At 72.0% G+C, this 24606-nt stretch carries 21 protein-coding genes; 7 read left to right on the top strand and 14 right to left on the bottom strand.

What is annotated here, in order from left to right; genetic code table 11:
• Window positions 1-15: 15 nt before the first annotated feature.
• The 3 genes from G6553_RS00980 to G6553_RS00970 are packed head-to-tail and all read left to right on the top strand — an operon-like array spanning window position 16 to window position 2665.
• On the top strand, window positions 16-912 hold the full coding sequence (locus G6553_RS00980) for an ABC transporter ATP-binding protein (protein WP_166188456.1): 897 nt from the start codon (window positions 16-18) through the stop codon (window positions 910-912).
• On the top strand, window positions 909-1703 hold the full coding sequence (locus tag G6553_RS00975; protein WP_166188311.1) for an ABC transporter permease: 795 nt from the start codon (window positions 909-911) through the stop codon (window positions 1701-1703). The genes G6553_RS00980 and G6553_RS00975 overlap by 4 nt, the downstream gene beginning before the upstream one ends.
• 5 nt (window positions 1704-1708) lie before the next feature.
• Window positions 1709-2665: a COX15/CtaA family protein gene (locus G6553_RS00970; protein WP_347565431.1), complete on the top strand. Its 957-nt coding sequence runs from the start codon at window positions 1709-1711 to the stop codon at window positions 2663-2665.
• A 39-nt stretch (window positions 2666-2704) separates the two neighbouring features.
• On the opposite strand, the gene G6553_RS00965 is transcribed toward G6553_RS00970, so the two are convergent.
• The 3 genes from G6553_RS00965 to G6553_RS00955 form a co-directional block, all read right to left on the bottom strand.
• Entirely contained in the window at window positions 2705-3676 is a 972-nt protein-coding gene (locus G6553_RS00965) for a polysaccharide deacetylase family protein (RefSeq protein WP_166188309.1), read from the bottom strand.
• Between the two features lie 16 nt (window positions 3677-3692).
• Entirely contained in the window at window positions 3693-4727 is a 1035-nt protein-coding gene (locus tag G6553_RS00960) for a glycosyltransferase family 2 protein (protein WP_166188308.1), read from the bottom strand.
• 616 nt (window positions 4728-5343) lie between these two features.
• A complete protein-coding gene (locus G6553_RS00955; RefSeq protein WP_166188306.1) occupies window positions 5344-6300 on the bottom strand; it encodes a heme o synthase in 957 nt (318 codons plus the stop codon).
• Window positions 6301-6464: 164 nt separating this feature from the next.
• Between G6553_RS00955 and tkt the strand changes: the two genes are divergently transcribed.
• Genes tkt through pgl form a run of 4 tightly spaced genes read left to right on the top strand, consistent with a single transcriptional unit; the run spans window position 6465 to window position 12153 of the window.
• On the top strand, window positions 6465-8564 hold the full coding sequence (gene tkt, locus G6553_RS00950) for a transketolase (RefSeq protein ID WP_166188304.1): 2100 nt from the start codon (window positions 6465-6467) through the stop codon (window positions 8562-8564).
• 48 nt (window positions 8565-8612) lie between these two features.
• A complete protein-coding gene (gene tal / locus G6553_RS00945; RefSeq protein WP_166188302.1) occupies window positions 8613-9719 on the top strand; it encodes a transaldolase in 1107 nt (368 codons plus the stop codon).
• Window positions 9716-11407 carry a glucose-6-phosphate isomerase gene (gene pgi / locus G6553_RS00940; RefSeq protein WP_166188300.1) on the top strand — a complete coding sequence of 564 codons (1692 nt, stop codon included), beginning with the start codon at window positions 9716-9718 and terminating at the stop codon, window positions 11405-11407. The genes tal and pgi overlap by 4 nt, the downstream gene beginning before the upstream one ends.
• Window positions 11404-12153, top strand: a complete 750-nt coding sequence (gene pgl, locus G6553_RS00935) for a 6-phosphogluconolactonase (RefSeq protein WP_166188298.1) — start codon at window positions 11404-11406, stop codon at window positions 12151-12153. The genes pgi and pgl overlap by 4 nt, the downstream gene beginning before the upstream one ends.
• A gap of 34 nt (window positions 12154-12187) precedes the next feature.
• Here pgl and G6553_RS00930 read toward each other — a convergent pair whose 3' ends face one another.
• From G6553_RS00930 to uvrA, 11 genes are all read right to left on the bottom strand, one after another.
• Window positions 12188-12547: an RNA polymerase-binding protein RbpA gene (locus tag G6553_RS00930; protein WP_166188296.1), complete on the bottom strand. Its 360-nt coding sequence runs from the start codon at window positions 12545-12547 to the stop codon at window positions 12188-12190.
• Between the two features lie 57 nt (window positions 12548-12604).
• Window positions 12605-12835, bottom strand: a complete 231-nt coding sequence (gene secG / locus G6553_RS00925; RefSeq protein ID WP_166188294.1) for a preprotein translocase subunit SecG — start codon at window positions 12833-12835, stop codon at window positions 12605-12607.
• 29 nt (window positions 12836-12864) lie between these two features.
• On the bottom strand, window positions 12865-13659 hold the full coding sequence (gene tpiA / locus G6553_RS00920; protein WP_166188293.1) for a triose-phosphate isomerase: 795 nt from the start codon (window positions 13657-13659) through the stop codon (window positions 12865-12867).
• 1 nt (window position 13660) lies between these two features.
• The gene (locus G6553_RS00915; RefSeq protein ID WP_166188291.1) at window positions 13661-14899 is read right to left on the bottom strand and encodes a phosphoglycerate kinase; all 1239 of its coding nucleotides are present in this window, start codon (window positions 14897-14899) and stop codon (window positions 13661-13663) included.
• Window positions 14900-14901: 2 nt separating this feature from the next.
• Window positions 14902-15900, bottom strand: coding sequence for a type I glyceraldehyde-3-phosphate dehydrogenase (gap, locus tag G6553_RS00910; protein ID WP_166188289.1), 999 nt, complete (start codon window positions 15898-15900; stop codon window positions 14902-14904).
• Between the two features lie 104 nt (window positions 15901-16004).
• Complete coding sequence (gene whiA, locus G6553_RS00905; RefSeq protein WP_166188288.1) at window positions 16005-16991, bottom strand: DNA-binding protein WhiA; 987 nt, start codon at window positions 16989-16991, stop codon at window positions 16005-16007.
• A gap of 47 nt (window positions 16992-17038) precedes the next feature.
• Complete coding sequence (gene yvcK / locus G6553_RS00900; RefSeq protein WP_347565430.1) at window positions 17039-18043, bottom strand: uridine diphosphate-N-acetylglucosamine-binding protein YvcK; 1005 nt, start codon at window positions 18041-18043, stop codon at window positions 17039-17041.
• Window positions 18040-18912 carry an RNase adapter RapZ gene (gene rapZ, locus G6553_RS00895; protein ID WP_166188287.1) on the bottom strand — a complete coding sequence of 291 codons (873 nt, stop codon included), beginning with the start codon at window positions 18910-18912 and terminating at the stop codon, window positions 18040-18042. The genes yvcK and rapZ overlap by 4 nt, the downstream gene beginning before the upstream one ends.
• Window positions 18909-20924, bottom strand: coding sequence for an excinuclease ABC subunit UvrC (gene uvrC, locus G6553_RS00890; RefSeq protein ID WP_166188286.1), 2016 nt, complete (start codon window positions 20922-20924; stop codon window positions 18909-18911). The genes rapZ and uvrC overlap by 4 nt, the downstream gene beginning before the upstream one ends.
• A 45-nt stretch (window positions 20925-20969) precedes the next feature.
• A complete protein-coding gene (locus tag G6553_RS00885; RefSeq protein ID WP_166188285.1) occupies window positions 20970-21455 on the bottom strand; it encodes a Rieske (2Fe-2S) protein in 486 nt (161 codons plus the stop codon).
• A 39-nt stretch (window positions 21456-21494) separates the two neighbouring features.
• Entirely contained in the window at window positions 21495-24548 is a 3054-nt protein-coding gene (gene uvrA / locus G6553_RS00880; RefSeq protein ID WP_347565429.1) for an excinuclease ABC subunit UvrA, read from the bottom strand.
• Window positions 24549-24606: the final 58 nt, after the last annotated feature.

Raw genomic sequence — 24606 nt, 5'->3', positions numbered from 1 at the left:
GTCGACGGCCTGGTGATGCGGTACGGCGACAAGGTCGCCGTGGACGAACTCTCCCTGACCGTCGACCGCGGCACCATCACCGCCGTCCTCGGCCCCAACGGCGCCGGCAAGACCACGACCCTCGAGACCTGCGAGGGCTACCGGCGTCCCCAGCGCGGCACCGTGCGCGTGCTCGGGCTCGACCCGGTCGCCCAGCGCAAGGACCTCCTCCCCCGGATCGGCGTCATGCTCCAGGGCAGCGGCGCCTGGAGCGGCGTGCGCGCGATGGAGATGCTGCGCCACGTCGCCCGACTGCACGCCCACCCGATGGACGTCGACCTGCTGGCCGAGCGCCTCGGCCTCGGCGAGTGCGGACGTACGCCGTACCGCCGGCTCTCCGGCGGCCAGCAGCAGCGCCTGGGGCTCGCGATGGCGCTCGTCGGGCGCCCGGAGATCGTCTTCGTCGACGAGCCCACCGCCGGCATGGACCCGCAGTCGCGGCGGACCACCTGGGAGCTGCTCGGCGAGCTGCGCGACGCGGGCGTGACCGTGGTGCTGACCACCCACTACATGGACGAGGCCGAGCGGCTCGCCGACCGGATCCACATCATCGACCACGGCCGCCTCATCGCCTCCGGCTCGCCGGTGCAGCTGACCCGCGGCGGCACGGTCGCGACGATCAGGCTGGTCGTCAGCCGGCCGTTCCCGCCGGGAGCGCCCGACTCGCTGCGCGCCGCGCTCGGCGAGGCCATCGAGGTGACCCTCCTCGACGAGGTCAGCCTGCTGGTGACCGGCCCGGCCGACGCCACGACGCTGGCGAAGGTCTCCGGCTGGTGCGAGGCGCAGGGCGTGCTCCCGGAGTCGCTGACGCTGGGGCAGCGCAACCTCGAGGACGTCTTCCTCGAGCTGACCGGGCGGGAGCTGCAGCCATGAGCACGACGAGCCCGACCCCCACCACCGACTGGACCCCGCGGCCCGGTGGCGCGCCCTGGCTGAGCCAGGTCCGCGCGCAGGCCTCGATGGAGGCGCGGCTCATGCTGCGCAACGGCGAGCAGCTGCTGCTGGCCGTCGTCATCCCCGTCATCGTCCTGGTCGGCGCCGTCAAGGGCGCGGACCGGGTCGACCTCGAGCTCACCGGCCGCGCGATCGACGTGTTCACGCCGGGCGTGCTGGCGCTGGCGGTGATGTCGACGGCGTTCACCTCGCTGGCGATCGCGACCGGTTTCGAGCGGCGCTACGGCGTCCTCAAGCGCCTCGGCACCTCCCCGCTCCCCCGGTCCGGCCTGCTCGCGGGCAAGGTCGGTGCGCTGGTCGCGGTCGAGGCGCTCCAGGTCGCGGTGATCTCGGCCGTCGCGCTGGCGATGGGCTGGGACCCGGCCGGCGGGGTCGGCGCGGTGCTCGGAGCCCTGCTGGCGGTGCTCCTCGGGACCGCCGCGTTCGCCGCGCTGGGCCTCTTCCTCGCCGGCTCGCTGCGCGCGGAGGCCACCCTGGCCGCCGCGAACCTGGTCTACCTGCTGCTCATGGCCGGCGGCGCCGTGGTGCTGCCGGCGTCGGCGTACGGGTCCTTCGGCGACGTCGTGCAGTGGCTGCCGTCGGGCGCCCTCGGCGGCGCGATGCGCGACGCGCTGGTCGACGGCGTCCTCGCGCCCGTGGCGCTTCTCACCCTCGCCGGGTGGGCGGTGGTCGGCACGGTGCTGACCGCCCGGACGTTCAAGTGGGAGTGAGAAGCGTGGGATCCAAGGCCCGGTTCACCGTCGAGGACGCCACCCGGTGGGTGCGGCCGATGGGCTGGGCGACGCTCGTCGCCAACTGCGTGCTGGTCGTGACCGGCGGCGCGGTGCGGCTGACCGGCTCGGGGCTGGGCTGCCCGACCTGGCCGCGGTGCACCGAGGACTCCTACACCCCGCACGGCGAGCTGACCGTGCACGCCGCGATCGAGTTCGGCAACCGGATGCTGACCTTCGTGCTGGTCGCGATCGCCGTGGCGACGTTCCTCGTCGCCTGGCGCACCCGGCGCAGCGACCTGCTCCGGCTCGCCACCCTGCTGGCGTTCGGCATCCCGGCGCAGGCGGTCATCGGCGGCATCACCGTCCTGACCGACCTCAACCCGTGGGTCGTCTCGTTCCACCTGCTCTGCTCGCTGGCGATCATCGCCCTGTCGGTGCGGTTCCTGCAGGTCGCCCGCGCGCCGGTCGGCCCGCCCGCGCGCGGCGGCCTGGTCCCGCTGGCGTGGGCGATGTTCGCGGCCGGTTGGGCGGTGCTCTACATCGGCACCATCGTGACCGGCTCCGGCCCGCACGCGGGCGACGAGGACTCGGTCCGCACCGGCCTGGACCCGCTCCAGGTCAGCCAGCTCCACGCCGACGCGGTGTTCCTGCTGCTCGGTCTCACGATCGGCCTGGTGCTCGCACTGCGCGCCACGGGCGCGCCGCGCCAGGCCCAGCGCGCGGCGCGTGCGCTGCTCGGCGTCGAGCTCGGCCAGGGGGCCATCGGGTTCGTGCAGTACTTCACCGACCTGCCCGTCGTGCTGGTCGGCTTCCACCTGCTCGGCGCCGCGCTGACCTCCGCCGCGCTCACCTGGGCCCTGCTCACCGTCCGGCACCCGCAGTCCTCGCGCCAGCGGCTGGTCGACGCCCTCGAGGACGGCGGCGACCCCCGGCTGCGCGAGCCGGCGCCCCTGCGCTGACGCGGACGTCGTACGCCGGGGCGCCGGCCGGGGCCGGTGCTACTCCGGCGCCACCACCTGGACCCACGAGTCCTGGTTGATGTGGCTCGGGCCGTCAGCGGTGGCGATCGTGCCGAAGTCGTAACCGGCCTGGCGCGCGGTGCGGATCAGCCGGTCGAGGTACTTCAGCTGCTTCTCACCGCACCCGATCACGTCGTTGCCGTCGTGCAGCAGGATGATCGCCTGGTCGGCCAGCTGGTTGATCGCGTAGCGCTCGACCTCCTTCCAGCCCGGGCACTCGAAGTCGCCGGTCCCCGGCTCGCTCCAGTGCCACAGGACGTCCCACATCCCCAGGTCGCGGACCGCCCGGTCGGTCTCCGGGTTGGAGTTGCCGAACGGGTAGCGGAACAGCGTCGGCCGCTCGCCGGTGACACGCTCGATGAGGTTGTTGGTCCACTCGATGGACTGCCGCGCCTGGTCGTAGGTCAGCGTGGAGAAGTCCGGGTGGTTGTAGGAGTGGTTGCCGATCACGTGGCCGTCACGCTGGATGGCCCGGACCAGGTCCGGGTGCTTCTTGACCTCGGTGCCCTGCAGGAAGAACGTCGCGCGGACCCCCTGCTGGCGCAGGATCCGCAGGATGGCCGGGGTGACCTCGGGCGAGGGGCCGTCGTCGAAGGACAGCCCCACCATCCCCTCGGACCCGGCAGCCACCTTCCCGCGGGCAGCGGCCTCCTGCGCGACGGTCGCCGCCTGCCGGTCGACCGCCGCGGCGGTCTCGGGCGCCGGCCGGGTGACCACGACGGCACCCACCCCGACGAGCAGGACGACGGCCAGCGTGAGCGGAGCGCGCTTGCCTCCGCGCTTGCCCACGCGCCAGATCAACCAGGTCAGCATCAGGACGGTGAAGCCGATGAGCAGCCACACCAGCCAGTCGGGCGCTCCGCTCGCGGCTGCGGCGCCGGCGCCGGCCGCGCCGACCGCGCCCCCGCCGCCGAGTCCGCCGTCCACAGAGGTGGGCACGGCTACAGACATCTCGAGATCCTTCCGGTTACCACGCCTGGCGCCGGGTGCGCAGGCTGTTGTAGATCGCTTTGAACGTGCAGGCCTCCAGGAAGAGGCCGTAGGCGTCCTCGACGAGGACCACCACGACGACCGACCAGTCGCGCCACGACTTGCCGGACAGACGCATGAAGCTGGTGACGCGCTCGAGGAACATGACGGCCAGCGGGATGAGCCCCACCAGCGCGAAGCGCCAGGAACCGTCGTTGACGAGCAGCAGGACGAGGAAGACCACGAACAGCACTCGCATCAAGGTCGAGAACCCGAAGAACCCGTAGGCGCCGATGTCGCGCCGGGTCGCCGGCGTCCAGCCCCGCTTGCGGACCTCGTCGATCCCGCCCCGGCACCAGCGGAGCCGCTGCTGCCACAGCTCGCCGAACGTCGCCGGGGTGTCGGTGTGGACGTGGGCCGTCGACGACGCCGCGACCCGCCACCCCACGGTCTTGAGGTCGAGCGTCAGCGCGTAGTCCTCGATCAGGCTGGTGCCGTCCCACGGGGTGGGGCGTCCCAGCTCGCGGCAGACCTGGAGCAGTGCCTCGTTGCGGTACATCACCGCGGCACCCGAGGCGACCTGCACCTTCCAGCCGCGCAGGTCACGGGTGTCGTCGAAGCGGGCGTACTCCAGCCTCTGGAGCCGCCACACCAGGCCCTCGCCCTCCTTGGCCCAGTACCGCGCGCACACCGCCCCGAGGCCGGTGTCGGCCTCGAGGTCGGCGACCAGGTGCTTGATCGCGTCCGGCGCCAGCTCGGTGTCGGCGTCCATCGTGAACACGAAGTCGTGCCCGGCGGCGTACTGCTCCCAGGCGAAGTTCATCGCCCCGGCCTTCTTGTCCGGGTTCCGCCACATGTCGACCACCTGCACCGGGTAGGTGCGGGCGATCTCCACCGTGCGGTCGGTGCAGTTGTTCGCCACGACGACGACCAGGTCGGGCCGCCGCGTCTGGTTCAGCAGCGACTCGATGGTCTGTGCGATGCCCGCTTCCTCGTTGTAGGCGGGCACCAGGGCGATGCAGGTCGCGCCCATCGCGTGCCGCCCCCTCAGGGGCGGCTGGCGGGCGCGGAGACCGACCGGTGGACGACCCAGCACAGGCTGCACCAGCCCGGGTCGTCGACGGCCTGCGTCTCCGGAGCGGTCTCCCGATCAGGAAGACGTGAGGTGCCATCTGGCACCAGGACAGCGTGAGACATCGTGAACCCCCCAGTTCAGACGCCGCGTACCTCCCCCTTGGAGCGCGGCTCGCACCCAAGGTGCGACATAGTCACAACGGGCCATGCCCGCCATAGTCACGGCTGACACATGAACGTGACCGGAACCACCCGTTCGGGGGATGCCCGCTCCGGGAAACCGCAGGTAGGCCGGGCAGTCACGACCGGTCTGGACCACTTAACGATCCGCAGGTCGAGCACGAAGGCGGCGGGGCGCCGGAGGGCGAACGTAGATCGGAGGCGTGGCGGTCTGGAGGAGCGAAGCGGGGAAGGCCGGCACGGCGAGGAAGTGAGCCGGAGGCGCCCCGCAGCCGCAGGGCGGCGACACCGGCCTCGCAGACGCGGGCAGGTCTCGAGACAGGCGCTAGCGCGCCTTCCTCGACCAGCCGGACCCCGGCGCCGCCACGGCTTCCTCAGCCGGCCGGGACCGCCGCCTAGCGGGAGATCAGCGGGTCGAGCGCGACGGCGACGAAGAGGAGCGAGAGGTAGAGGTTCGAGGAGTGGAACAGCCGCATCGGCTGGATGGTCCCGAGGTCCTCGGTGCCGCGGGAGCGGGCGTGCATGCGGTGCGCCTCGAGCAGGAAGACGGCGCCGAGGACGGCGGCCGCGACGGGATACGCCGCGCCGGTTCCGGCGACCGGCCACAGCAGCAGCGAGGTCGCGACCATGACCCAGCTGTAGATCACGATCTGCCGGCCGACCTCACGGGCCGGCTTGACCACGGGCAGCATCGGCACGTCGACGTTCGCGTAGTCCTCGCGGTAGCGCAGCGCGAGCGCCCAGGTGTGCGGCGGCGTCCAGAAGAAGACCACCATGAACAGCACGACCGGCACCCACGACAGCTCGCCGGTGACCGCGGTCCAGCCGATGAGCGCCGGGAAGCAGCCGGCCAGCCCGCCCCAGACGATGTTCTGGGTGGTGCGGCGCTTGAGCAGCATCGTGTAGACGAAGACGTAGAACGCGTTGGCGCCCAGCGAGAGCGCCGCCGACAGCGGGTTGACCCACACCAGCAGCACCACGGTCGAGAGCACCGCGAGCACGAAGCCGAAGACCAGCGCCGCGCCCGGCGAGACGATGTGCCGCGGCAGCGCGCGGCGACGGGTGCGCCGCATCTGCTCGTCGATGTCGCGGTCGTAGACGCAGTTGAAGACCGAGGCGGACCCGGCCGAGAACGTCCCGCCGACGACGGTCGCGAGCACCAGGCCCAGCTCGGGGATCCCACGGTCGGCGAAGAACATGACCGGCACGGTGGTGAGCAGGAGCAGCTCGATGACGCGCGGCTTGGTGAGCCCGACGTACGCCGCGACGACGTCGCGCACCGTCGCCCTCGGGGTCGGCTCGCCGGACTCGTGCCGCTCGGGAGCGGTGGCCGACTGGCCGACGTGGGTCACGTTGTCCTCGGGTGGGATCGGGAGCGTGGAGCGAGTGTGAGTCTAGCCCCGGGGGTCAGTAGGCTCGGAAACGCCCGAGCCCGACCGCTCGCGGGTGTGAGCGGTCTCTCCCGCGGCCTGATCCCGGCTCGACCTCAGCTGATCCCCACCCCGAAAGGTTCCTCGTGACGACTGTGCCCGACCTCGAGTGGAGCGACCTCGACGACAAGGCGGTGGACACCGTCCGGGCCCTGGCGATGGACGCGGTGCAGAAGGTGGGCAACGGCCACCCCGGCACGGCGATGAGCCTGGCGCCCGCGGCGTACCTGCTGTTCCAGAAGGTCATGCGCCACAACCCCGCCGACCCCCACTGGCACGCGCGGGACCGCTTCGTGCTCTCGGCCGGCCACAGCTCAATCACGCTCTACCTGCAGCTCTTCATGGGCGGCTGGGGCCTGGAGATCGAGGACATCAAGACCCTGCGCACGTGGGGCTCGAAGACCCCCGGCCACCCGGAGTACGGCCACACCGCCGGCGTCGAGACCACGACCGGCCCGCTGGGCCAGGGCGTCGCCAATGCGGTCGGCATGGCGATGGCGGCGCGCCGTGAGCGCGGCCTGCTGGACCCGGGCGAGGGCGAGTCGCTCTTCGACCACCACGTCTACGCGATCTGCAGCGACGGCGACCTCCAGGAGGGCGTGAGCGCCGAGGCCTCCTCGATCGCCGGCACCCAGCAGCTGGGCAACCTCACCGTCATCTACGACGCCAACCGGATCTCGATCGAGGGCGACACCGACATCGCGTTCACCGAGGACGTCGCCAAGCGCTACGAGTCGTACGGCTGGCACGTGCAGACCGTCGACTGGACGCAGGACGCGACGACCTACGTCGAGGACGTGCCCGCCCTGCACGCGGCGGTCCAGGCCGCGGCCGAGGTCACCGACCAGCCGAGCCTGATCGTGCTGCGCACCGTCATCGCCTGGCCCGCGCCGAACGCCCAGGGCACCGGCAAGTCCCACGGCTCCGCCCTCGGCGAGGAGGAGGTCGCGGCGACCAAGGAGATCCTCGGCCTCGACCCGGCCGAGCACTTCGCGGTGCCGGAGGACGTCATCGAGCACACCCGCTCGCTCGTGGCCCGCGGCAAGGAGCAGCAGGCCGAGTGGGAGCAGCGGTTCGCGGAGTGGAAGGCCGCGGCCTCGCCCGAGACCGTCGCGGTGTGGGAGCGGATGCAGACCCGTGCGCTCCCCGAGGGCCTCGACGACGTGCTGCCCACGTGGGACGCCGACCCCAAGGGCGTCGCGACCCGCAAGGCCTCCGGCGCGGTGATCAACGCCGTCGCCGGCATCATGCCCGAGCTGTGGGGCGGCTCGGCCGACCTGGCGGAGTCCAACAACACGACCATCGAGGGCGCGAAGTCGTTCGTGCCGGTCTCCCGCTCGACCGACCAGTGGGAGGGCGACCCGCAGCAGGGCCGCGTGCTCCACTTCGGCATCCGCGAGCACGGCATGGGCGCGATCCTCAACGGCATCACGCTGCACGGCGGCACCCGCGTCTTCGGTGGCACGTTCCTGACGTTCTCCGACTACATGCGCGGCTCGGTCCGGCTCGCCGCGCTGATGGGCCTGCCGGTCACCTACGTGTGGACCCACGACTCCATCGGCCTCGGCGAGGACGGTCCGACCCACCAGCCGATCGAGCACCTGGCCGCGCTCCGCGCGATCCCGGGCCTCGACGTGGTCCGCCCGGCCGACGCCAACGAGACGGCCGCCGCGTGGAAGGCCGTGCTCGAGCGCACCGACCGCCCGGCCGGCATCGCGCTGACCCGCCAGAACGTCCCCGTCTTCCCCCGCGGCACCGACGGCTTCTCGGACACCTCCAACGTCCACCGCGGCGGCTACGTCCTGTGCGACGTGGAGGAGGGCCAGCCCGACGTGGTGCTCATCGGCACCGGCTCGGAGGTCCAGGTGGCCGTCGCCGCTCGCGACCTGCTCGCCGAGGACGGCATCCGCGCCCGGGTGGTCTCGATGCCCTGCCGCGAGTGGTTCGACGAGCAGGAGGCGGCGTACCGCGAGACCGTCATCCCGCCGGTGGTCAAGGCGCGCGTCTCGGTCGAGGCAGGCGTCGCGCAGGGCTGGCGCGAGCTGGTCGGCGACCACGGCCGGATCGTCTCGATCGACACCTACGGCGCCTCGGCGGACTTCCAGCGGGTCTACGAGGAGTACGGCATGACCGCGCAGAAGGTCGCCGACGCCGCGCGCGACAGCATCCGCGTCAGCACCGACTGACCGACCCCGCCCCGGGTACTTGGAGCACTGACCTCAGGAGGGAACACCATGAGTGATCGTCTGAAGGCCCTGGCGGACGCCGGGGTGTCGATCTGGCTCGACGACCTGTCGCGCGAGCGGATCGAGACCGGCAACCTGGCCGAGCTCGTCGACCAGCGCTCCGTCGTCGGCGTGACGACCAACCCGACCATCTTCGCCTCCGCCATCGCGGACGGCGAGCGGTACGACGAGCAGGTGCGCAAGCTCGTCGCCGAGGGCCGCTCGGTCGACGAGGTGATCTTCGAGCTCACGACCGAGGACGTCCGCAACGCCTGCGACGTCCTGGCGCCGGTCGCCGAGCGCACCGCCGCCGACGGGCGGGTGTCCATCGAGGTCGAGCCGGACCTGGCCACCGACACCGAGGGCACGATCACCTCGGCCCGCCAGCTGTGGCAGGCGGTCGACCGGCCGAACGCGCTGATCAAGATCCCCGCCACCGTCGAGGGCCTGCCGGCCATCACGATGGCGATCGCAGAGGGCATCAGCGTCAACGTCACGCTGATCTTCAGCGAGGCGCGGTACCGCGACGTCATGGACGCCTACCTCACCGGCCTCGAGCAGGCCCGCGACGCCGGTCACGACCTGTCGACGATCCGCTCGGTGGCGTCGTTCTTCGTCTCCCGCGTGGACGCCGAGGTGGACAAGCGGCTCGAGGCGATCGGCAGCGACGTCGCGCTGGCGCTGCGGGGCAAGGCCGCGATCGCGAACGCCCTGGTGGCGTACGACGCCTTCGCCGAGGTCGTCGCGTCCGACCGCTGGCGTGCGCTGGAGGAGGCGGGCGCGAACATGCAGCGCCCGCTGTGGGCCTCGACCGGGGTGAAGAACCCGGACTACGACGACACCATGTACGTCACGGGCCTGGTCGTCCCCGACACCGTCAACACGATGCCGGAGAAGACCCTCGAGGCGTTCGCCGACCACGGCGAGGTCCTTGGCGACGTCGTCACCGGCAAGGGCGGCGAGGGCCGCGCGATCCTCGAGCGGCTGGGCGAGCTCGGGGTGGACTTCGACGACGTCCTGCTCGTGCTCGAGCAGGAGGGCGTGGAGAAGTTCAAGAAGTCCTGGACCGAGCTGGTCGAGACGGTCCGGGGCCAGATGGAGAAGGCCGGGGCGTGACCGCTGCGCCGGTGGACCCGACCTCGACGTCGGCCTGGGCGCGGCTCGCGTCGCTGGCGGAGGGCTTCTCCCCCGACCTGCGTGCGTGGTTCGACCAGGACCCGGGACGCGTCGAGCGGCTGACCCGGACCGCCGGCGACCTGCGGGTCGACCTGTCGAAGTCGTTGGTCGACGACGACGTGCTCGCCGCGCTGCTGGACCTGGCCGAGGAGGTCGGGCTGGCGGCGCGGCGGGAGGCGATGCTCCGCGGTGAGCGGATCAACGTCACCGAGGACCGCGCCGTGCTGCACACCGCGCTGCGGCTGCCTCGCGACACCCCGGCCGACCGGCGGCCGACCGTCGACGGGCAGGACGTCGTGGCGGACGTGCACGAGGTGCTCGACCGGGTCTACGCCTTCGCCGACCGGGTCCGCAACGGCGACTGGACCGGGGTCACCGGTGAGCGGGTCCGCACGGTCGTCAACATCGGCATCGGCGGGTCCGACCTCGGGCCGGTCATGGCCTACGAGGCGCTGGCGGCCTACCGCCAGGAGGGCCTCGAGTGCCGGTTCATCAGCAACATCGACCCCACCGACGCGGCCACGACGCTCGCAGGCCTGGACCCCGCGACCACGTTGTTCATCGTGTCCAGCAAGACCTTCGGGACGTTGGAGACGCTCACCAACGCGCGGCTCTGCCGGCAGTGGCTGCTCGACGGCCTGCGCGAGCGGGTCGGCGACCTGACTGACGGTCCTGGCGACCGCGCGGCGGTCGCGCAGCACTTCGTGGCCGTCTCGACGGCCCTGGACAAGGTCGCCGACTTCGGCATCGACCCCGACAACGCCTTCGGGTTCTGGGACTGGGTCGGCGGGCGCTACTCGCTCGACTCCGCCATCGGCACCTCGCTCGCGATCGCCATCGGTCCCGAGCGCTTCGCCGAGCTCCTGGCCGGCTTCCACGCGATGGACGAGCACTTCCGCACCGCGCCGGCGGCGGACAACGTGCCGGTGCTCATGGGGCTGCTCAACGTCTGGTACACCGACTTCCTCGGAGCCGGGACCCACGCGGTCCTCCCGTACTCCCAGCTGCTGCACCGCTTCCCGGCGTACCTCCAGCAGCTGACCATGGAGTCCAACGGCAAGGGCGTGCGCTGGGACGGCAGCCCGGTGACCACCGACACCGGCGAGGTGTTCTGGGGCGAGCCCGGCACCAACGGCCAGCACGCGTTCTACCAGCTCCTCCACCAGGGCACCCGGCTCGTGCCTGCGGACTTCATCGCGTTCGCGAACCCGGCGTACCCCCTCGCCGACGGCGACGAGGACGTCCACGAGCTGTTCCTCGCGAACTTCCTCGCGCAGACCCGCGCCCTCGCCTTCGGCAAGACCGCCGACGAGGTGCGCGCCGAGGGCACCGAGGAGTCCGTCGTCCCGGCCCGGGTCTTCACGGGCAACCGGCCGACCACCTCGATCATCGCGCCGGACCTCACGCCGTCGGTGCTCGGCCAGCTGGTCGCGCTCTACGAGCACATCACCTTCACCCAGGGTGTCGTCTGGGGCATCGACAGCTTCGACCAGTGGGGTGTCGAGCTCGGCAAGCAGCTGGCCCAGCAGGTCGGGCCCGCCCTGGCCGGCGACGCCGACGCGCTGGCCGAGCAGGACGCCTCGACCCGCGCCCTCATCGCCTACTACCAGGAGCACCGGCGCCGATGACCACTCCCCGCATCGAGGTCCACGACGACGACCAGGCGCTGGCCACCGCCGTCGCGGGTGAGCTGCTGACCCGCCTCGCCGACGCCCAGGCCGCCGGGCGCGTCCCGCACATCGCCCTGACCGGCGGCACCATCGCCGAGGTCGTGCACCGCGAGCTGGCCCGGCTGGCGCCCGGCGCGGAGGTCGACTGGACCCGTGTCGAGGTGTGGTGGGGCGACGAGCGGTACGTCGAGCCCGGCTCGCCCGACCGCAATGCCGGCCAGGCGCGCGAGGCGTTCCTCTCCGCCGTCGGGGTGCCCGACGCCCACGTCCACGAGGTGCCGACCACCGCGGACTGCTCCAGCGTCGAGGAGGCCGCGACGGCGTACGCCGAGGCGTTGCGCGAGCACGGCGGTGGCGGGTTCGAGGTGGTGATGCTCGGGCTCGGGCCGGACGCCCACGTCGCTTCGCTGTTCCCCGGTCACCCGGCCCTCGACGTGCGCGACGCGCTCACCGTGGCCGTGCACGACTCCCCCAAGCCGCCGCCGGAGCGGGTCAGCCTCACCTTCGAGGCCCTCAACCGCAACCGAGCGTTGTGGATCCTCGTCAGCGGCGAGGGCAAGGCCGAGGCGGTCGCCCGCGCGCTCGCCGGCCGGACCGGGGCCGGTGGCGAGCTGGCCGACGTCCACGAGGTCCCCGCCGTCGGCGTCACCGGCGGCGAGGAGACCATCTGGTTCCTCGACCGCGCCTCCGCCTCCCGCCTCTGACCGACCGCTGGTCGACCAGCCGGGCCGGCGCTGCTCAGAAGATCAGGTCGCCCGACTTGCGGCGGGAGCGGAGGAGCTGGAGGGCCTCGTCGAGGATGTCGGCGGCCTCCTTGTCGGAGCGCCGCTCCTTCACGTAGGCCAGGTGCGTCTTGTACGGCTCGATCTTCGGAGCCGGGGGCGGGTTGTCGGAGTCCATGCTGGCTGGGAGGCCGCACTTCGGGCAGTCCCAGGACTCGGGGACGGTCGCCTCGACCGAGAAGGTGACCACGGAGCGGTGGTCGTTGGAGCAGAAGTAGGTCACCGCCTGGCGCGGCGCGGCCTCGCCGCGCTCCGCCTCGCCCATCGGGCCGGCTCCGACCCGGCTCCCGCGAATCGCGTTTCCTCCACCAGCCACGTGCGTACTCCCTTTCCGGAGCTTTCGGGTATCAGGGGGTCGGGGGCCGTCTGCTGCCTAGTAGGCGAGCAGGAGGCCCAGGGCGATGACGGTCGCGAACCAGATGACACCGATGCCGACGGTGAGCCGGTCGAGGTTGCGCTCGGCGACCGACGAGCCACCCAGCGAGCTGGAGACGCCACCGCCGAACATGTCGGAGAGGCCGCCGCCGCGACCCTTGTGCAGCAGCACGAGGAGGATCATGAAGGCGCTCGTGAGCATGAGGATGACGGTGAAGAGTGTTTCCACGGCTCGGATCCTACGTCAACGACGGCCGGTCACAGGACCGGCATGTCGTAGAAGCGGCAGATGCCTGCGAACTCCTCGGCCTGGAGGCTGGCGCCGCCCACCAGGCACCCGTCCACGTCGGGCTGCGCCATGATCCCGGCGACGTTCGCGGCCTTGACCGAGCCGCCGTACAGCACGCGCACGGCGTCGGCCACCTCGTCGCCGTGGGAGGCGCGCACGTACTCACGGACGGCCGCGCAGACCTCCTGCGCGTCGTCCGGGGTGGCGACCTCGCCGGTGCCGATCGCCCAGACCGGCTCGTAGGCCACGACCAGCCCGGCGACCTGCTCGGCGCTGAGACCGGCCAGCGAGCCGGTGACCTGGGCGACGCAGTGGTCGACCTGCCCGTCGGCCTGCCGCACCTCGAGCCCCTCGCCGACGCAGACGATGGGCGTCATGCCGGCGGCGAGCACGCGCTGCGCCTTGGCGTTGACGACCTCGTCGGTCTCGCCGTGGTGCTCGCGGCGCTCCGAGTGGCCGACCACGACGTAGGAGCAGCCGAGCTTGGCCAGCATCCCCGCGGAGATCTCGCCGGTGTAGGCGCCGGACTCGTGCGTGGAGACGTCCTGCGCGCCGTACTTCACCGCGAGGCGGTCGCCGTCGACCAGCGTCTGCACCGACCGCAGGTCGGTGAACGGCGGCACCACGACGACCTCCGCCTTCGCGTGGTCGTGCCGCTTGTCCGAGAGCGTCCAGGCGAGCTTCTGGACCAGCACCACCGCTTCCTGGTGGTTGAGGTTCATCTTCCAGTTGCCCGCCATCAGCGGGGTCCGGGTCACTGCCATGTCAGTCGTCCTCCAGGACTCGAACGCCGGGCAGCTCCTTGCCCTCGAGGTACTCGAGGCTGGCGCCGCCACCGGTGGAGATGTGGCCGAAGGCGTCCTCGGCGAAGCCGAGCGTCCGCACCGCGGCGGCGGAGTCGCCACCGCCGACCACCGAGAGGCCGCCGTCGGCGGTGACCTCCGTCAACGCCTGCGCGACCGCGCGGGTGCCATCGGCGAACGCGTCGACCTCAAACACGCCCATAGGGCCGTTCCAGAAGACGGTCCGCGCGCCGACGAGCGCGCCCGCGAAGGCGCGGGCCGACTCGGGGCCGATGTCGAGACCCAGGCTGTCGGCGGGGATCTCCGAGGCGGCGACCACCTGGGGCGACGGCGTCACGTCGCCCGAGGGGAACGCCGTGTCGACGACGACGTCGGTCGGCAGGATCAGCTGCACACCGCTCTCGGCGGCGCGCTGGAGGTACTCCCGGCAGACCTCGACCTGGTCCTCCTCCAGCAGGCTCTTGCCCACCTCGTGGCCCTGGGCCTTGAGGAAGGTGAACACCATCCCGCCGCCGACCAGCAGCTTGTCGGCCTTGCCGAGCAGGTTGTCGATGACGCCCAGCTTGTCGGAGACCTTCGAGCCGCCCAGGACGACCACGTAGGGCCGGTCGGGCTCCACGGTCAGCCGGCGGAGCACCTCGATCTCCGCCTGCACGAGCCCACCGACGGCATGCGGCAGCCGCTGCGCCACGTCGTACACCGAGGCCTGCTTGCGGTGGACGACGCCGAAGCCGTCGGAGACGAAGAGCTCGGCCAGCGAGGCCAGCCGATCCGCGAACGCGCCGCGCTCGGCGTCGTCCTTGCTGGTCTCGCCCGCCTCGAAGCGGACGTTCTCGAGCACGGCGACCTGCCCGTCCTCGAGGCCGTGGACGACCTCGTGGGCGGACTCGCCGACGGTGTCGCGGGCGAAGCGGACGTCCCGGCCCAGCAGCTCGCCGAGCCGCGCGGCCACCGGACGCAGCGAGTACGCCGGGTCCGGGGCGCCCTTGGGCCGCCCGAGGTGGGCGGTCACGACCACGCGCGCGCCGGCCTCGGCCAGCGTGCGGATGGTCGGGACGCTGGCGCGGATGCGGCCGTCGTCGGTGATCACCTTCTGGTCCGCCGGGCCGTCGAGCGGGACGTTCAGGTCCGAGCGGACGAGGACGCGCTTGCCCGCGACCCCCTGCTCGACGAGGTCGGCGAGGGTGGTGTAGGACGCCACGGTCAGAGGGTCTCGCCGATGTAGTCGATCAGGTCGGCGAGGCGGTTGGAGTAGCCCCACTCGTTGTCGTACCAACCGACGACCTTGACCTGGTTGCCGATGACCTTGGTCAGCGGCGCGTCGAAGATGCACGACGCCGGGTCGGTCACGATGTCGGAGGAGACCAGCGGGTCGGTGGAGTAGCGCAGGAAGCGACCGTCCGCGGCCTTCTCGATCGCGGCGTTGACCTCCTCGACGGTGGTCTCGCGGCCGGCCTCGAAGGTGAGGTCGGTGGCCGAGCCGGTCGGGACCGGGACGCGCAGGGCGTAGCCGTCGAGCTTGCCCTTGAGCTCGGGGAGCACCAGGCCGATGGCCTTCGCGGCACCGGTGGAGGTGGGGACCACGTTGAGGGCGGCGGCGCGGGCACGGCGCAGGTCCTTGTGGATGTTGTCCTGGAGGTTCTGGTCGGCCGTGTAGGCGTGGACCGTGGTCATCAGGCCCTTGACGATGCCGAACTCGTCGTTGAGCGCCTTCGCCATCGGCGCGAGGCAGTTGGTCGTGCACGAGGCGTTCGAGATGACCGTGTGCGCGCTCGGGTCGTAGCTCTCGTGGTTGACGCCCATGACCACGGTGACGTCCTCGTTGGAGGCCGGCGCGGAGATGATGACCTTCTTGGCGCCGCCGGCGTCGACGTGGGCGCGCGCCTTGGTGGCGTCGGTGAAGAACCCGGTGGACTCGACGACGACGTCGACGCCCAGGTCGCCCCACTTCAGGTTGGCGGGGTCGCGCTCGGCGAAGGTCTTGATGACCTGGTCGCCGACGCGGATCTCGTCCGCGGAGGCCGACACGTCGGCGTCAAGGCGACCGAGGATCGAGTCGAACTTCAGCAGCGGCGCGAGCGACGTGTTGTCGGTCAGGTCGTTGACGGCGACGATCTCGATGTCGAGCCCGGACGCCCGGACGGCGCGGAAGAAGTTGCGGCCGATCCGGCCGAACCCGTTGATGCCTACGCGAACAGTCACTGCGGTTGCTCCTGCTTCTCCATCGGGTGTCTGGTGTGACGGACCCTACCGAAGCGGCTGGGAGCGCGGTCGGCGGCGTCCGGGGTACGGCGGGCCGCCGCGGCTCAGGCCTCCTCGGCCAGCATCTCGGGGGTCAGCGACGCCTCGGTGTCGGGAATCCCCAGCTCCTCGGCGCGCTTGTCGGCCATCGCCAGGAGGCGGCGGATCCGGCCGGCGATGGCGTCCTTGGTGAGCACCGGCTCGTGGAGCTGCCCGAGCTCCTCCAGCGAGGCCTGCTTGTGCTCGAGGCGGAGCGCGCCGGCCATCTTGAGGTGGTCGGGCACCTCGTCCCCGAGGATCTCCATCGCCCGCTCGACGCGTGCGCCGGCGGCGACCGCGGCGCGTGCGGAGCGGCGCAGGTTGGCGTCGTCGAAGTTGGCGAGCCGGTTCGCGGTGGCCCGGACCTCGCGCCGCATCCGGCGCTCCTCCCAGGCCATCAGCGACTCGTGGGCGCCGAGCCGGGTCAGCAGCTGGCCGATCGCGTCGCCGTCGCGGATGACGACCCGGTCGACGCCGCGGACCTCACGCGCCTTCGCAGAGATGCCGAGGCGTCGGGCAACGCCCACCAGCGCGAGCGCCGCCTCGGGGCCGGGGCAGGTCACCTCGAGCGAGGAGGACCGGCCGGGCTCGGTCAGCGAGCCGTGGGCGAGGAACGCGCCCCGCCACGCCGCCACCGCGTCGCAGCCACCGCCGGAGACGACGGCCGGCGGGAGGCCACGGACCGGGCGCCCGCGCTGGTCGAGCAGGCCGGTCTGCCGGGCGAGCGACTCGCCGTCGCGGACGATGCGGACGAGGTAGCGGCTGCCCCGGCGGATGCCGTTGCCCTGCACCATGACCACGTCGGACTGGTGGCCGTAGACCTCGGCGATGTCCTTGCGCAGCCGCCGCGCCGCGGCGCCGGTGTCGAGCTCGGCCTCGATGACGATGCGTCCGCTGACGATGTGCAGGCCGCCGGCGAAGCGCAGCATCGAGGCCACCTCCGCCTTGCGGCAGCAGGTCTTCGTGATCTGGGTGCTCGCCAGCTCAGCCTTCACCTGTGCCGTCATCGCCATGACCCGCATCCTCGCACGCGGGTCAACGACCCAGGGCAGCAACCGCCTCAGCCCGCGGCGAGGATCCGCTCGTACGCCGCGGCGAGCTTCTCGGGGTCGTGCCGGGGCGTCCCGTCCCCGACCGCGACGTCGTCGACGACGAGCTTCGCGCCGTACGCCGCGACGACGTGCTCGAGCTCGTCGAGCCCCTCCCCGACGCTCTCCCGGTCGGCCAGCACGGTGTGGACGACCAGCTCCGGTGCGTGCTCGGCGAGCACCGCCAGGTGGTCGGCCGGGCCGAAGCCGCCGGTCTCCCCCGCCTGCTCCGCGAGGTTGAGGTTGACCACCACGCGGGCGCTCGTGCGCACGAGCGCGTCCCGGAGGTCGGGGACCATCAGGTGCGGGATCACCGAGCTGAACCACGAGCCGGGGCCGAGCAGCACCCAGTCCGCCGCCTCCACGGCGGCGACCGCCTCGGGGCAGACCTGCGGGTCGGCCGGGTCGAGGCTGATCGAGGAGATGACGCCATCGGTGGTCGCGACCTCGACCTGGCCGCGGACCGTGGTCAGCGCGTCGGGGTCGTCGGCGTCGAGGCCGCGGACCTCGGCGGTGATGTCCATCGGGGACAGCGCCATCGGCAGCACCCGCCCCTTGGCGCCGAGCAGCTTGCCCACCCAGTCGAGCGCGTCGACGTGGTCGCCGAGCAGCTCCCAGAGGCCGACGATGAGCAGGTTGCCGACGACGTGGCCGCGCATCTCGCCGTTGCCGGCGAACCGGTGCTGGAGCACCTGGGCCCACGTGTCGCCCCACTGGTCGTCGCCGCAGAGCGCGGCGAGCGCCATCCGCAGGTCGCCGGGCGGCAGCACGCCGAACTCGCCGCGCAGCCGGCCCGAGGACCCGCCGTTGTCGGCGACGGTGACGATCGCGGTGAGGTCGTCGACGGTCAGGTCGTCGACCAGCCGGCGCAGCGCGCTCAGCGAGGCGTGCAGGCCGTGGCCGCCGCCGAGCGCCACGACGGCCTGGGCGCGGGCGGAGTCCGCGGCGCGGACCGGGGCGCCGGGCGGGGTGCTCACTCGCGACCCAGGTCGCGGTGGACCGGCCGGGCGTCGTACCCCTGCTCGCAGAGGCGGCGCGTGATCTCCTCGGTCATCGCGACGCTGCGGTGCTTGCCGCCCGTGCAGCCGATCGCGACCCGCATGAAGCGCTTGCCCTCGCGCAGGTAGCCCTCGGCGACGCCGGCGAGCACCGGGACGTAGCCGTCGAGGAACTCCTCGGCGCCCGGGCGGCTCAGGACGTAGTCGGACACCTCGGTGTCGCGGCCGGTGCCGGGGCGCAGCTCGGGGATCCAGTGCGGGTTGGGCAGGAACCGCATGTCGGCGACGAAGTCGGCGTCGATCGGGATGCCGTACTTGAAGCCGAAGCTGATGACGTTGACGCTCAGCCGCACGTGGTCGGCCTTGCCGAAGGCGTCCGCGATCGCGCGGGTGAGCTGGTGGACGTTGAGGCCGCTGGTGTCGATGACCAGGTCGGCGCCGCTGCGCAGGTCGGCCAGCACCGTGCGCTCGCGCTGGAGCCCGTCCAGCAGCCGGCCGGTGCCCTGGAGCGGGTGGGGGCGGCGGACCGCCTCCTGGCGCCGCACCAGGACCTCGTCGGTCGCGTCGAGGAACAGCAACGTCGCGTTGCGGCCGGTGGCGCCCTGGGCGAGGTTGGCCTGGAGCGTCTGGAAGAACGACCCGGAGCGCACGTCGACGACGACGGCGATCGCCTGGCCCGGGCCGGCGCTCTCGTCGACGAGCCGGACGACGTCGCGCAGCAGGCTCGGCGGCAGGTTGTCGACGACGTAGAAGCCGAGGTCCTCCAGCTCCTTGGCGGCCGTGCTGCGCCCGGCCCCGGTCATGCCGGTCACGACGACCAGCTCGCCGGGAGGCGTCTGCTCGCTCATCCGTCCTCCTCGATGATCTCGCCCGTCGCGGTGTTGACGCTCATCCTGCCGCCTGTGCCGCGCCCCGCGGGCGAGGACGCCGCCACCGCGTCCTTGATCGAGGTCGCGGTGCGCTGCCCGATGCCCGGCACGGTCGCTATCTCCTCGACGGTCGCCTCGCGCAGCTTCTTGAGCGAGCCGAAGTGCTTCATCAGGGTCTTGCGGCGCACCTCGCCCAGGCCGGGGACGTCGTCGAGGACGCTCTCGACCATCGACTTCGACCGACGCGAGCGGTGGTGGTTGATCGCGAACCGGTGCGCCTCGTCGCGGATCCGCTGGAGCAGGTAGAGGCCCTCCGACGAGCGCGCCAGGATGACCGGGTCCTCCTGGTCGGGCAGCCAGACCTCCTCGAGCCGCTTGGCCAGGCCGCAGACCGGTACGTCGTCGATGCCGAGCTCGTCGAGGGCCCGCTGCGCCGCGGCGACCTGCGGCGGGCCACCGTCGACGACGACCAGCCCCGGTGCGTAGGCGAACTTGCGGGGCCGGCCGGTCTCGGGGTCGACCAGCATCGGCCCGCTGGTCTCGTCGCCGGGTCGCAGCTCGGAGCGCGCCTGCTCGTCGAGCAGCCGCCGGAAGCGCCGGGTGATGACCTCGTGCATCGAGGCGACGTCGTTCTGCCCCTCGACCCCGCGGATGACGAACCGGCGGTACTCCCCCTTGCGGGCCAGTCCGTCCTCGAAGACGACCATCGAGGCGACGACCTCGGTGCCCTGGAGGTTGGAGACGTCGTAGCACTCGATGCGCAACGGCACCTCGTCGAGCTCCAGCGCCTGCTGGATCTCCTCCAGCGCGCGGTTGCGGGTGGTGAGGTCGCTGGCGCGCTTGGTCTTGTGCAGCGCGAGCGCCTGCGAGGCGTTGCGGGCGACGGTCTCCTGCAGCGTCTTCTTGTCGCCGCGCTGCGGCACCCGGATCGCGACCTTCGAGCCGCGCAGCTCGGTGAGCAGCTCCTCGAATGTCGCGACGTCCGTCGGCAGCGCCGGCACGAGGATCTCCCGCGGCACCGACTCGGGGTCACCGGCGTAGAGCTGGAGCAGGAAGTCCGAGACGAGCTCGGGGGTGTCCCCCTCGTCGACGCGGTCGGCCACCCATCCGCGCTGGCCGCGGATGCGGCCGCCGCGGACGTAGAAGATCTGCACGGCGACCTCGAGCGGGTCCTCCGCCAGTGCGATGACGTCGGCGTCCGCGCCGTCGCCGAGCACCACCGCCTGCTTCTCCAGCGCGCGCTGCATGGCGCCGAGGTCGTCACGCAGCCGTGCGGCCTTCTCGAAGTCCATCGCGTCGGAGGCGGCGTACATCTCCTTCTCGATGCGGCGCATGAACGGCCGGGTCTGGCCGCCCATGAAGTCACAGAAGTCGTCGACGATCGCCCGGTGCTCCTCGGGGCTGACGTTGCCGACGCACGGCGCGGCGCACTTGTCGATGTAGCCGAGCAGGCAGGGCCGGCCGATCTGGGCGGAGCGCTTGAAGACGCCGTTGCTGCACGAGCGCATCGGGAAGACGCGCAGCAGCACGTCGACGGTCTCGCGGATCGCCCAGGCGTGGCTGTACGGGCCGAAGTAGCGGGTGCCCTTCCGCTTGGCGCCGCGGCCGACCATCACCCGCGGGAACTCCTCGCCGGTCGTCACCGCCAGCCACGGGTAGGACTTGTCGTCGCGGTACTTGACGTTGAAGCGGGGGTCGAACTCCTTGATCCAGGAGTACTCCAGCTGGAGCGCCTCGACCTCGGTGTTGACCACCGTCCACTCGACGCTGGCCGCCGTCGTGACCATCGTCGCGGTGCGCTGGTGCAGGTTCGCGATGTCCTGGAAGTACGACGACAGGCGGGCGCGGAGGTTCTTGGCCTTGCCGACGTAGATGACGCGACCGCGGGCGTCGCGGAAGCGGTAGACCCCCGGCTGCGTCGGGATCGACCCGGGCTCCGGGCGGTAGGACAGCGGCCCGCGGGCGGAGCGTCGGGATGGAGCAGCAGGCACCCGGCAAGCCTACGTTCCGGCGCCGACCGTCCTGCCGTCGCCGGGCTAGCCGAGCGTGATCCGGCCGCCCTCGACGGTGATCGCCCGCTCCTCGAGCGGGACCGTGGCCGGCCCCGTCTGCGGCGACCCGTCGGAGATCGAGAACACGCTGTTGTGGCAGGGGCAGACGATCCCCTCGTCGGAGACCTCCGAGACCGCGCAGCCCTGGTGGGTGCACACGATCGAGAATGCCTTGAACTCGCCCTCGCTCGGCTGCGTCACCACCACCTCCTCGTCCGGGTAGATGGCGCCCCCACCGACCTCGATGTCGGCCGTCTCCGCGAGCGCCTCGCTCCCCTGCACGCCGTCCTCACCGGCGGAGGACGAGGCACCCCCCGGCTCCGAGGTGCTCGCCGCGGGGTCGGACGCGGTCGACGGGTCGTCGTCGCCACCCCCGCAGGCGGCGAGCACCGGCAGGGCGACGCCCACGCCGGCTGCCCCGGTCAGGGCGCGGCGACGGGTGAGGGAGTCGAGCGGGTGCTTCTCGGTCACGTCGGTGGTCCTTCCGAGGCGGTCGCGGTCGGGACGACCCTAGCCAGCCGCCCGCTTCGAGGCGGCGGCGCTCTTCGCGGGGGCCTTCTTGACGGCGGCCTTCTTCGCGGCGGTGGCGGCCTTCTTCGCCGCGGCGCGCGACGCTGCCGCGTCGGCCTTCGCCTTGGCGGCGGCCTCGCCGCGGCTCAGGGGCGCGGACGACGCCGGCGCCTTGCCCTTCGGCTGCTCAGCCTCCTTGCCCTCGAGCAACGGCGCGAGGTAGCGGCCGGTGTGGCTCTCCGGGACGGCCGCCACCGTCTCCGGAGTGCCCTCGGCGACGACGGTGCCGCCGCGGGAGCCGCCCTCGGGACCCATGTCGACGATCCAGTCCGCGGTCTTGATGACGTCGAGGTTGTGCTCGATCACCAGCACGCTGTTGCCCTGGTCGACCAGCCGGCCGAGGACGAGCAGCAGCTTGCGGATGTCCTCGAAGTGCAGGCCGGTCGTCGGCTCGTCCAGCACGTAGAGCGTGCGCCCGGCCGAGCGCTTCTGCAGCTCGGCCGCGAGCTTCACGCGCTGCGCCTCGCCACCGGACAGCGTCGTCGCGGGCTGGCCGAGCCGGACGTAGCCCAGGCCGACCTCGACCAGCGTCTTGAGGTGCCGGTTGATCGCGGGGACCGCGGCGAAGAAGTCGACGGCCTCCTCGATCGGCATGTCGAGGACCTCGGCGATCGTCTTGCCCTTGTAGTGCACCTCGAGCGTCTCGCGGTTGTAGCGGGCGCCGTGGCAGACCTCGCACGGGACGTAGACGTCGGGCAGGAAGTTCATCTCGATCTTGATCGTGCCGTCGCCGGCGCACGCCTCGCAGCGGCCGCCCTTGACGTTGAACGAGAACCGGCCCTGGAGGTAGCCGCGCATCTTCGCCTCGGGCGTCTGCGCGAACAGCTTGCGGACGTGGTCGAAGACCCCGGTGTACGTCGCCGGGTTGGACCGCGGGGTGCGTCCGATCGGCGACTGGTCGACGTGGATCACCTTGTCGATGTGCTCGAGGCCGGTGATCCTGCGGTGCCGGCCGGGCACGGTGCGTGCGCGGTAGAGGTGCTTGGCCAGCGACGTGTAAAGGATGTCGTTGACCAGCGTCGACTTGCCGGAGCCGGACACGCCGGTGACCGCCACGAACATGCCCAGCGGGAACGTCACGTCGACGTCCTGGAGGTTGTGCTCGCGGGCACCGACCACCGTGAGCTCGCGGCCCACGGTCCGCGGGCGGCGTACGGCCGGGACGGGGATCTCGCGACGACCGGAGAGGTACTGCCCGGTCATCGAGTCCGGGTGGGAGTAGAGGTCCTCGACCGTGCCGGTGTGGACGACCTGGCCGCCGTGCTCGCCGGCGCCGGGGCCGATGTCGACGACCCAGTCGGCGACCTTGATCGTGTCCTCGTCGTGCTCGACGACGATGAGGGTGTTGCCGAGGTCCTTGAGCCGGACCAGGGTCTCGATCAGCCGCTGGTTGTCGCGCTGGTGCAGGCCGATCGACGGCTCGTCGAGGACGTAGAGGACGCCGACCAGGCCGGCGCCGATCTGCGTCGCCAAGCGGATGCGCTGCGCCTCGCCGCCCGAGAGCGAGCCGGAGGGCCGGTCCAGCGAGAGGTAGTCGAGGCCGACGTCGAGGAGGAAGCGCAGGCGCTCCTGGATCTCCTTGAGCACCTGCTCGGCGATCTGCCGCTCCCGCGAGGAGAGCTCGAGGTCGCGGAGGAACTCAGCGGTCTCGTTGATCGGCAGGGCGCAGACCTCGGCGATGTTGAGCCCGCCGCCGTCCTTGGAGCCGAGGGTGACGGCCATCGAGACCGGCTTGAGGCGGCTGCCGCGGCAGGCCGGGCACGGCACCTCGCGCATGAAGCCCTCGAAGCGCTCGCGGCTGGTGTCGGACTCCGCCTCGCGGTGCCGGCGCTCGACGTAGGTCCGCACGCCCTCGAACTCGGCGTAGTAGGCCCGCTCGCGGCCGTAGCGGTTGCGGGTGACGACGTGGACCTTGGTCGAGTGACCGTCGAGCAGCGACTTCTGCGCCTTCGTGCCGAGGTCCTGCCAGGGGGTGTTGAGGTCGAAGCCGAGCTCCTTGCCCAGCGCACCCATCAGCCGCAGGAAGTAGTCGGCGACGTGCGCCTGGCTCCACGGCTGGATCGCGCCCTCGCCGAGGGTGGCCGTGGGGTCGGGGACGACGAGCTCGGGGTCGACCTCCATCCGCGTGCCGATGCCGTGGCACTTGGGGCACGCACCGAACGGCGAGTTGAACGAGAACGACCGCGGCTCGAGCTCGTCGACGTCGATCGGGTGGTCGTTGGGGCAGGCCATCTTCTCGCTGAAGCGCAGCTCCCGGCCCGGGTCCTTGACGTCGAGGTCCACGAAGTCCAGCAGCACCAGGCCGCCGGACAGGGTCAGCGCGGTCTCGACCGAGTCGGTGAGCCGGCGCTTGGAGGACTCCTTGACCGCGAGCCGGTCGACGACGACCTCGATGGTGTGCTTCTTCTGCTTGTCGAGCTTCGGCACGTCGTCCAGGGCGTGGGTCTCGCCGTCGACGCGGGCGCGGGAGAAGCCCTGCGCCTGCAGCTGGCGGAACAGCTCGAGGTACTCCCCCTTGCGCGCACGCACGACCGGCGCGAGGACCTGGAACCGTCGGCCCTCCTCGAGCCCCAGCACGCGGTCGACGATCTGCTGCGGCGTCTGCCGCTCGATCGGGGCGCCGCAGGTCGGGCAGTGCGGGCGGCCGGCGCGGGCGTAGAGCAGGCGGAGGTAGTCGTAGACCTCGGTGATCGTGCCGACCGTCGAGCGCGGGTTCTTCGAGGTGGACTTCTGGTCGATCGAGACCGCCGGCGAGAGGCCCTCGATGAAGTCGACGTCCGGCTTGTCCATCTGGCCGAGGAACTGCCGGGCGTACGCCGACAGCGACTCGACGTACCGGCGCTGGCCCTCGGCGAAGATCGTGTCGAACGCCAGCGACGACTTGCCGGACCCGGACAGACCGGTGAACACGATCAGGGAGTCGCGCGGGAGGTCCAGCGAGACGTCCTTCAGGTTGTGCTCCCGGGCGCCCCGGATGATGAGCTGGTCAGCCACGTTTGTCCCTCGAGTCGGATGCGGGCGTTCGAACACGTGTTCGTCCATCGTACCGGCC

Source organism: Nocardioides sp. IC4_145, from assembly GCF_011250565.1.
Classification (GTDB): domain Bacteria; phylum Actinomycetota; class Actinomycetes; order Propionibacteriales; family Nocardioidaceae; genus Nocardioides.
The sequence above is the reverse complement of the archived record's forward strand: the minus strand, read 5'-3'. Positions and strand labels throughout refer to the sequence as shown.